This is a genomic window from Nitrobacter sp. MLSD-S21 (assembly GCF_058809865.1).
Map to the genome: position 1 here is coordinate 20,825 of NZ_JBXASZ010000014.1, position 8,182 is coordinate 29,006.

General features: G+C 55.7%; 11 protein-coding genes and 1 pseudogene. 6 read left to right on the forward strand and 6 right to left on the reverse strand.

The window, feature by feature from the left end:
• Complete coding sequence (locus tag AC1RT6_RS20910) at positions 1-123, reverse strand: hypothetical protein (RefSeq protein WP_472791700.1); 123 nt, start codon at positions 121-123, stop codon at positions 1-3.
• Positions 124-156: 33 nt separating this feature from the next.
• On the opposite strand from AC1RT6_RS20910, the gene AC1RT6_RS20915 reads away from it, so the two are divergent.
• Both AC1RT6_RS20915 and AC1RT6_RS20920 read left to right on the forward strand, forming a co-directional pair.
• A complete protein-coding gene (locus tag AC1RT6_RS20915; RefSeq protein WP_472791701.1) occupies positions 157-327 on the forward strand; it encodes a hypothetical protein in 171 nt (56 codons plus the stop codon).
• Positions 328-1,161: 834 nt separating this feature from the next.
• Positions 1,162-1,302 (forward strand): hypothetical protein, encoded by a 141-nt coding sequence (locus tag AC1RT6_RS20920; RefSeq protein ID WP_472791702.1) that lies wholly within the window; start codon positions 1,162-1,164, stop codon positions 1,300-1,302.
• Positions 1,303-1,915: 613 nt separating this feature from the next.
• Here AC1RT6_RS20920 and AC1RT6_RS20925 read toward each other — a convergent pair.
• A pseudogene (locus tag AC1RT6_RS20925) lies at positions 1,916-2,145 on the reverse strand (transposase); the annotation flags it as partial.
• Between the two features lie 132 nt (positions 2,146-2,277).
• On the opposite strand from AC1RT6_RS20925, the gene AC1RT6_RS20930 reads away from it, so the two are divergent.
• Complete coding sequence (locus tag AC1RT6_RS20930; protein WP_472791703.1) at positions 2,278-2,700, forward strand: PRC-barrel domain-containing protein; 423 nt, start codon at positions 2,278-2,280, stop codon at positions 2,698-2,700.
• An 815-nt stretch (positions 2,701-3,515) separates the two neighbouring features.
• Entirely contained in the window at positions 3,516-3,830 is a 315-nt protein-coding gene (locus AC1RT6_RS20935) for a hypothetical protein (protein ID WP_472791704.1), read from the forward strand.
• Here AC1RT6_RS20935 and AC1RT6_RS20940 read toward each other — a convergent pair.
• Positions 3,822-4,136 carry a hypothetical protein gene (locus AC1RT6_RS20940; protein WP_493029649.1) on the reverse strand — a complete coding sequence of 105 codons (315 nt, stop codon included), beginning with the start codon at positions 4,134-4,136 and terminating at the stop codon, positions 3,822-3,824. The genes AC1RT6_RS20935 and AC1RT6_RS20940 overlap by 9 nt on opposite strands.
• A gap of 1,595 nt (positions 4,137-5,731) precedes the next feature.
• On the reverse strand, positions 5,732-5,971 hold the full coding sequence (locus tag AC1RT6_RS20945; protein WP_472791706.1) for a hypothetical protein: 240 nt from the start codon (positions 5,969-5,971) through the stop codon (positions 5,732-5,734).
• A 168-nt stretch (positions 5,972-6,139) separates the two neighbouring features.
• On the opposite strand from AC1RT6_RS20945, the gene AC1RT6_RS20950 reads away from it, so the two are divergent.
• Together AC1RT6_RS20950 and AC1RT6_RS20955 are read left to right on the forward strand one after the other, a co-directional pair.
• Positions 6,140-6,490, forward strand: a complete 351-nt coding sequence (locus tag AC1RT6_RS20950; RefSeq protein WP_472791707.1) for a hypothetical protein — start codon at positions 6,140-6,142, stop codon at positions 6,488-6,490.
• Positions 6,491-6,661: 171 nt separating this feature from the next.
• Positions 6,662-6,943 carry a hypothetical protein gene (locus tag AC1RT6_RS20955; RefSeq protein WP_472791708.1) on the forward strand — a complete coding sequence of 94 codons (282 nt, stop codon included), beginning with the start codon at positions 6,662-6,664 and terminating at the stop codon, positions 6,941-6,943.
• 335 nt (positions 6,944-7,278) lie between these two features.
• Here AC1RT6_RS20955 and AC1RT6_RS20960 read toward each other — a convergent pair whose 3' ends face one another.
• Both AC1RT6_RS20960 and AC1RT6_RS20965 read right to left on the reverse strand, forming a co-directional pair.
• A complete protein-coding gene (locus AC1RT6_RS20960; RefSeq protein ID WP_472791709.1) occupies positions 7,279-7,401 on the reverse strand; it encodes a hypothetical protein in 123 nt (40 codons plus the stop codon).
• A gap of 394 nt (positions 7,402-7,795) precedes the next feature.
• On the reverse strand, positions 7,796-8,182 hold a 387-nt coding region (locus AC1RT6_RS20965; protein WP_493029650.1), incomplete at its 5' end, for a hypothetical protein.

Below are 8,182 nucleotides of genomic sequence, written 5' to 3' on the forward strand. Positions count from 1 at the left end.
CTAAAGCAAAAAGTTCTCCGGCTTGGTGTCATACGATCCCTGATAATAAAAGAATTGCCAGAGCAACACCGCAATCAGCACGACCAACCGGACTGTGACGGCAATGACAGAAACTTCTCGCATGCCCGCTAACGCCGACACAGCGGGTTAGTTTCTGTGCGTAAACTCACGTTGGCGGGTGAAGCTCTGGCGATCGCAGCCAACCCTGGAAAGCTCAACCGTGACTGGCTCAATGACATCCCCCGTGGCCGCCGCTTCTGGACGCTGACGGATGAAATGCTCACCGTCCGCATGGCTGGGGAAACCGCGGCGGTTTTAGGGCGTTAGGCCAAAAGCCGCCTCGTTCGGCGCACCTCGAGAGCAGTTTAAAGCGAACGGGACTGAACATGTCGACGAAAAATAGAGCCCCAAGGCCGACCCAACCCACCCATGAGAGGACTAGGACAAGCGGCAGGACCCGCACAAAAAGCGGGCCGATAGAAGGGTATGCAGGACCAAGGGTAAGCGACATTCGGTCAGAAGGACCCCAGATTCAAGTGCAGACGCCACCCCCGCAGCAAGCTCAGCCAGTAATTAGCATCGTTGCCATCGAACAGCTTCTGCGGGGTTACGGCTGTGCGGCCACTGTGAGCGTCGACGAGCACGGGCAAGTGGTTGCCACGGCCGCCAGCCCCAGAATGCAGGCGGACGTGGATAGGCGATTGCAAGAGGTGCTCAGCATGAAGGTCAATAGGACCCCTCGAAGGGGGGCGCGCTAACATAGCTCGCGCCATTAGGTCTGCAAGTTTAGAGCGACGCCTCGGTCATGGTGATCCTCCCTGCCCAGACGACGCCGCGCCCGCGTCGGGCGACGAATGACCTGCTGAGCCTGGGCCGCTGCCGCCAGTTATCGAGCTTACCAGCTTGTAGCATTCTCCATTTTCACAACCAATGTGGTGAAATTCGAGCTCGGCTCGACCTGTACGTTGATACCAGGTCAGAGCTCGGCCTCCCCTCTACATCCACCTTGGCTGGGGCGGTTGGGGCGGCTGCACCGGAATTGACAGGCGGCGGTGACCAAGGAGCGAGAGATGCGGCAAGCAGAATGGCCGCTGATCCGGGGCGCTGAGGTTCGACTCCGCAGGGCTCGTTACAAAGCCCTGGCTTCGATACGATTGCGGCATGACAGGCACCGAGCTTGAGACGTGCTGCGGAGAGATGAACTGCGGCGCGTCCGTCCTCTTCTGGGTCATCAACCTCGCGAAGGCGATGGTCGAGCAAATTGGACGCTTCTGGGCTAAACACTCATGGCGCGAAGTCTAGGCGGATTACCTTTGCACCAGGCGAAGGCACGGGTTCCGGGTCGCCATATAACACCAGCGTGACTTGGACGCGGTTATTCTCGATGACAGTACGACGCCGCCTATCAGTGGTGGATGTTAGGATCAACAAACAGTAGATGAGTCGCAACTCACCGCGTCGGGCTCGGCGACAAGTCAGCCTAGACAATTGAAGGCTTATTAAGAAATTATCCGGCGTGATTTCGCAGCCCTGATTTGTTCTTCGGGAACGTAAAGAGTCGAAAGCGGGAACGAATACCCCATCTTCCACTGAGGCAGTAATCACGCGTCAAATGAAGTCGATCGGTGTCGTCGCCGCGTTCAAGCGCTCAACGCAAAAAAACCCGCTGCCATGTCCCCATCGGCAGCGGGTTTTGTACGCAAGAATACTGGCCCTCTCGGGTTGATCTCAGATTCTCACAGTCGGGTAAATTCAAAGTAAAGCTTATCGGCAGCCAAACAACACGAGTGAGCCGTTCATGCTCAGATTTCTTCGCCACAGACGAGCAAGGGCATGCGACTTCATTGACCTTGCATCAAAATGGGTGTCCCGCGCCCTGCGAAACGTATCGAAAGCGTAAGGCGCATCGATGCGCATCTACCCAGGCGCCCTTCGCTGCCCAGCGGAGAAGCGATTGTAGAGTGTTTTGCGCGGACCATAGACCTCCGGCGCACCGATCCAGCGCCCACCGGACTTCAGAACCTGGATAATGCCGCTGATGACCCCCTGATCATCGACCCGCGGCTTGCCGCGCGTATCACTAGGCAGAAGCGGTTTGAGAACAGCGAACTGATCCTTCGTTAGCCAAAAGCAATCGCGACTCATCAAAGGCCTCCTGTCGGAGACCGTGAATCACAAACTCAGCGCCGAAGGAATCACTTTTATGGGCCCCGACCCTAAGGAACAATCGCCCCAGTACTTTTGTTCTAAATCACCTATCTTAGAAAGGAGATTTCCATGCGATTGATTTCAGCGGCGCTTCTTGCCTGCGTACTCGTTTCGCCCGTGGCGGTTGCCCAAACCACTGCGCCCAGTTCATCAGCCGGTGAGGCGCCTCATTCAGCAACAGGCCAGTGGAGAGCTTCCAAGCTGGTGGGTGTAGATATTTATAATGAGCAGAATGAAAACATTGGGGAAGTGAATGAGGTGATCATCGACCCGTCCGGAAAGATCGACGGTGTGATTGTCAGCGTTGGCGGTTTCTTGGGTATGGGCGAGCACCACGTTCTAATGAAACTGGATCAGATCAAGTTCTCTAACAAGGCCGGAACGACCTCCACCTCTTCCACAAGCTCCGATTCCAGGCAGTGGTACCCCGACCGGGGGACGGTCAATCTCACAAAGGACCAGCTCAAGGCAATGCCTCAGTTCAAGTATTAAGCGATAGGCCAGCGAAACATTTGAACTTGCCCAGACGTGTCGTGTCGCGCCCACTGTTGATGCGCACGACACGCTAGGCCCGCGATTGACGGCGAGAGCATCCCCAACTCGCTGTTAGAGCGTTCCCCCGTTCTGATTCATCAAGCCTGAAGCGCTCACGTCCCCGCCTTCAAATCCAATGGTCGACATTCAAGCGAGCAAAGGTGCGCGATCGTTGACTTCTACGAAGTTTCAAACTTTGTACACGTGGCAACGATCGGCGGGCGCCTTCCTCACGGGCGGATGAATAATCTAGTGTATTTCGTTGTACATCTATCCCCCTCTGCCAATGCAGACCTCCGCTGGTCGGATGAGGTTCAGTTTCGAAGCGCTGACCACACGCATAGCCGAGAGCCGCCAACGGGCGGTCCTAAGGAGCCCTGGCCGATATCCAGACGCTGGTGCGCGTTGCTCTGAGGAGCTTCGACCCGGTCGTCATGCGCCGTGACTTAGAGTTGATCCTGACGATCACGGAAAAGGCTTGCGGAGGTAACAAGAGAATCCGATGAGTGATGCTGAAGGCAAGGGCCAACCGGCGGAGCCGAGATCTCTTCACGATCTGCCCGTTGATATCGTGATTAGGCTTCGCTGGGTGCTGCGAGATATCCGAGCGGGACGAACAAGGTTGCTCGTGCCATCCAAAGATGACCTGACGTTGCTAGCAGAGCGCGGCTTGCTCAGCGTGGATAACGATAGGCTCGTTTTGACGGAAGCAGGATATTCAGCGATTGGCGGCCCTTGAATACCACTCCGATACCTGAAAGGGAGGATGTGCGATGAAATGGGCCTTGCTGCTTATCGGAGTAGCGATGCTTGCCAGTCCGGCGATGGCCGACCCATGGAAGGATGAAAGTGGCAAAGGTCGCTGGGGATACGAGCGTGGCGGCTATTACGGCCGCGACCATGACGATCGGGAGTATAAGCAAGAATTCTATCGGGGCCGCTGCAAGGTTGAGCGGAAGTGGGGCAAGCGCGGCGAGTACAAAGAAGAGACGAATGCAGGGGCGGTCGATAGAAACCCGGGGGCTGCGATCTCAGCCGTAGACGATTACTGGAGGACCCGGATCATATGGTGCTGCTTCTCAGGCTAATTTCAGGATGTAGATCACGGCGGTCGCCACGCTCACTCCGATCAGAACTCGTTTGATGATTTCGACCAAATGGATGTCCTCGCTCAGAGAATCGCGAAAATCATTTAACTGAGATACACCGGCAAGATTATGGCCGAAGATAAAAACCCTGCCGGAGCGGGGTTCTGCAACGCTGAGAAGAAGATCGCTAGTATTTGGACTTGTCCTTGTGCATGCGATCCTTCGCGGTGTACGCATTGGTCGTGGTGTGGCCGGCGCATAGCCAGAAGCCCCCGTTGTTCCCTTAGCAGAACCCTTATCCTGCATCTGCTGACCCGGAGCATACCCCGACGCGCCAGGGCTTCCCGTCGCCGATCCCCTGTCCTGCATTTGATGTCATGGTGTACTCGTGGAACCCCTGCGAGGCCAGGAGTGCTGAGGCAGCAGTGATCAGAATAGCGTATTTCATGTGGAATCCCTCGTTGGTTGAGAGTTAAAGCCAACGGCGCCCGGCGACCAAACCAAGAGAAAACCCCGCTAAAGCGGGGTTTTACTAATCTTAAGACCGAACCTGCCATTAGAGATAAAATCTTAAATAAGGGTCGGACGAATTCACCTCTCGTTTATCATCGTCCCAATCGATGACTGACGGTTCGCCAGATTTCATCGAGATGCTGACGAGATGTTTTAAAGTCGACGTTACCTCGTGTTTTTGCGGGACCATATCGGAGAGCAACGAGGTGACTTGAACGAAGCTCCTCATAGTGGATGGAAGCTTTAGGTCTAGTCTCGGCGAGAGCGAGCAACACGACTTCATATATGTCTGCCTCGCCACCGCGTTTGAGGGGCGTTTCGTGCGGGCCTTACGATTCTGCGGTCCTGCCACAACCTTTGATAGATCAGTAGACCGGCATCTTTTGCAAGCCCCTTAAACACTTCATTCACGTAAGAGGGCTCAACGGTGTGACCAGCGGCGTTCCCGCGTAATCGATATCGTTGTCAAAACAGATTTCCCAGCAGAACTTTTGTATGAGAGACGGACCATCTTGGGCTTGGGTCGCTAGCGTTTGAAGCAGCTGCTCCGGAACCGTTACCGAAAGAGCCGAGAATCCCAATTTTGGAATGAGGGACAACTCATCATAGGTCCACTCTGGAACGGTGAGACGAAGCGCCCGGTAAGGTCAGACTCAGCTTGATTGCGTCGAAAGCACGATGTGTGACGGAGAGCAGAAGGCTTTTAGCCCGTTGAAAGCGGCCCCATGCGAAGAAAGGTCGTGCGATTCTCTGTCGTGAGATAATGGAAGTCGTCGATGACGAGGATGATATTATCTCGCAGCAACGCGCTGATAGCGTCGCCCATCGTTCGAAAACGGCTTTCGCTCGAACATCTTCGTCTTAGTTTTGATCCTTTCACTCAGACGATCGGTGATGAAATCCCGCCATCCATTCCGGAGGTATGGTCCGTAGAATCCGACGTTTGGTAGGGGATGCGAAGTTCGCCACATATCTCATCCCAAAGCTGCACGTACTCACGATCGCCTAGAATTCGTTTACAAAAAACGGTCTTTCCCGTTTTTGTTGGTCCGGCCACCGAAACGATCTGGTTAGGAGAAGCAATCGCCCGTGCTGGTTACGCTTGACGTGGGATTCCTGTCTGTCAACATAGGTGGTTTTGGCTCACCGCCGGCAATAAAAACTTTATTCCGATGCAGACGTTTGAACGTGGTTATCGCCGCGTGCGCGAGCTTCGCTTCTTGTGCGCCGCCTCCTTTGTTGTGAGCCGCTCGGCGTGCCTTGTGGCCTGTTGGAGCCTTGATTACTATCCTGGATCCAAAGGCGGCGCCCGCTCGCGAACTCATGCGTTCAGGCCCGTCCGTCAATCCGTCGTCCACAGCCGCCTCATTTTTTACGGTCGCGCGCTTCTAGTCGGCGCTCTTTAGCCGCTTCATTGTGAACTTGATCTCGCCGCCAGGCAGTTCGCGCCACGATTCGACCGCCGTCATGTACGCCGCCGCTGGCCAGCGATCGAGGAACGCCCTCGCCGTCTGGCGGGCTTGCTCGCGCGGCTGTGTAAAGGTCTCCCGATCGAACCCGTCGTCGGCCTTGGCTTGCCGGCGCCGGGCCGCCATCCGATCGGCTAGATCTCTCGGGGTGCGAGGCATCGCGATACTCCATATGCGACGGGGAAAAGGTAACGCGGAGTTCCGCTATTTGTAACCCGCCCTGATCGGTTTTTTGCTCCATCGAGCTAGCGGACAACCGGCACCCGGGATTAGGAACAAGTCGCTTGGTGCTAGCTTAGATCGCGGTTCTGTATCGTGGAGTCGATTATGCGTAAATCCGGTTGGACGCCGTCAATCGTACCGAACGATCACGACCAAACGATCTATCTCGTATTAGACAAGTACAAATCCGGCCCCGTCTGGCACCAGACCGACGCCGATCTCGAAGCTGTCATCATGGGCATGTTCGAGGGGCAGTATCAAAATCCGGTTCGGGTCGTTGGCTTGGCTTCAACACGTCGGAGAATTGGTCGGAGGACGTTTCGGCCAACATTGCGCACGAACTCCGCCGGCGCTGCGACCTCCAGCTGTGCGAAGTGCCGTTTTATCTGGAAGAATTCGTGGAGCGGTATTAAGGCTGCGACCACGACGTTCACCTGCCCGATCGGCTTGGTGTGAGCCGCGGCATTCCAAAGCAAAAAGCCCGCGGCGTCCGCGCCTTTGCAGGAATTTTATCGCTCCGGTTTAGGCGTCAGAAACCATCAATGGGCTCTTAACGTATAGATTCGAATTTTCGGCTGTTGTCGTGCCCTCGCCCGCCTACAACCAAAAGAAAACGGGGCCGACACGATGCATCAATCTTCGAACGACAACTCACGGATAAACTCGGCGGGGGAAGCCGCTACCGCGCGGCCGCCTCGGAACAACGCCGACGTGCTTGCCAAGGCCCTTTTAGACATCAAGCTCATGTTGGACATTGAGAAAGTGCTCGCAGAGGAGCTCGGTTTCGAAATGCCACAAAAGCGGCGACCGGTTCACGATCAGATATTGAAGATTATCGAGGAGGCTCACCTTGTCAGCGCTGCGGAACGAATACAGGCCGGCTTTCGCAATCTCCAGCGATGGAAATAGGTACCCCCGGCCCGATGGTGATTCGCAAAAGCCTGTGCCTTTTTAGAGCCGATCGGGAATGGAGCAATCCGTGGGGGAACAACCCCCATCAAAGTGCATTGATTCAACCGGAACGGGTGGACCCACAATCCATATGATCCCGACCCGATCAGGCCCGCTGTCGATTCATTCCAGCGGGCCTTTTTGCGAAGCCAGGCAGACCGCGCCGGATAGGAGAAGAACGCCCGCAACCAGAGTAGCCTCGCTGTAACGTCGGATCTATTTCGGCGGCTGCACTTCGGGCGAATTCGCCCATTTCTCGATGTTCGCGGCTGTCTCGGCCTGCCGGACCTTCTTCAGAAGCTCGTAGCGCTCTTGCATTCCGGCATGTTCTCCGCCTTGGCACGCTCGCCATCGACGAACTCCGAGAGACTGTCCTGGAGCGATGTGGTCTTTTTGAAACGACGCCGGGTTTTCATGCCGCTGCTCCTTTCCGTTAGAGGACGGGCGGGAGCGCAAAAGGGCGTTCTCAACACCGATAGCTGCCTAGATCCCGCTCGGTGGTAGAGCAATCATGGCATATTCCGGGGCTGAACTCTGCTTACTAGTGAACACATCGATGTGACGAGTGATCCAGCTTCCGGCCCTGGTCAGCGGCGTCATCGCTTCCTATTGGTAAGCGGAATTGTGGTGTGGCCCATCCCGTCCGGACGTGGCGGCTCGGTTATCCCGCTGACGAGCGCACATCGAACAACGCATTCTGGTCGCCAAGCTGGACGATCCGAGACTCAATAGCCTCAAGCGCCAGTTTCTTGAGAACATCGGAAATAAGATTACCGCACCTCCGGCACAGATAACCTGAGCCAGTTCGATTTACTGCTCGTATTTGGTAATGAGTTCTTCCAATTCTTTAAAGCGCCGCTCAGCCTCGGCCAATTCTACTTGAGTTTGGTCTACCATTTTGCCACCGATGCTCTCAGCAGCGGCCGTGCATCGGCCAACTCGATAGTCGTCAATCTTTTTGCTCAATCTGCCGCGCTCGGAAACGCACCAGTCGTAGAACGTATCCGCTTTTGCTGTCCTTTTGGCCTTCTTCCCACGAGCTTTTGTCGTCGTCTTCGCGTTCGTCTTCTTGCGTTTGGTGGTCCTGCTGCGCGTTTTGGCTGCCGGGCTATGGCGGGTTGCGGCGGAACGCGATCGGGGTGGGGACATTAACACCTCCATCGGATGATCGAGTCCTACAGGAAAACAGCATGCCTT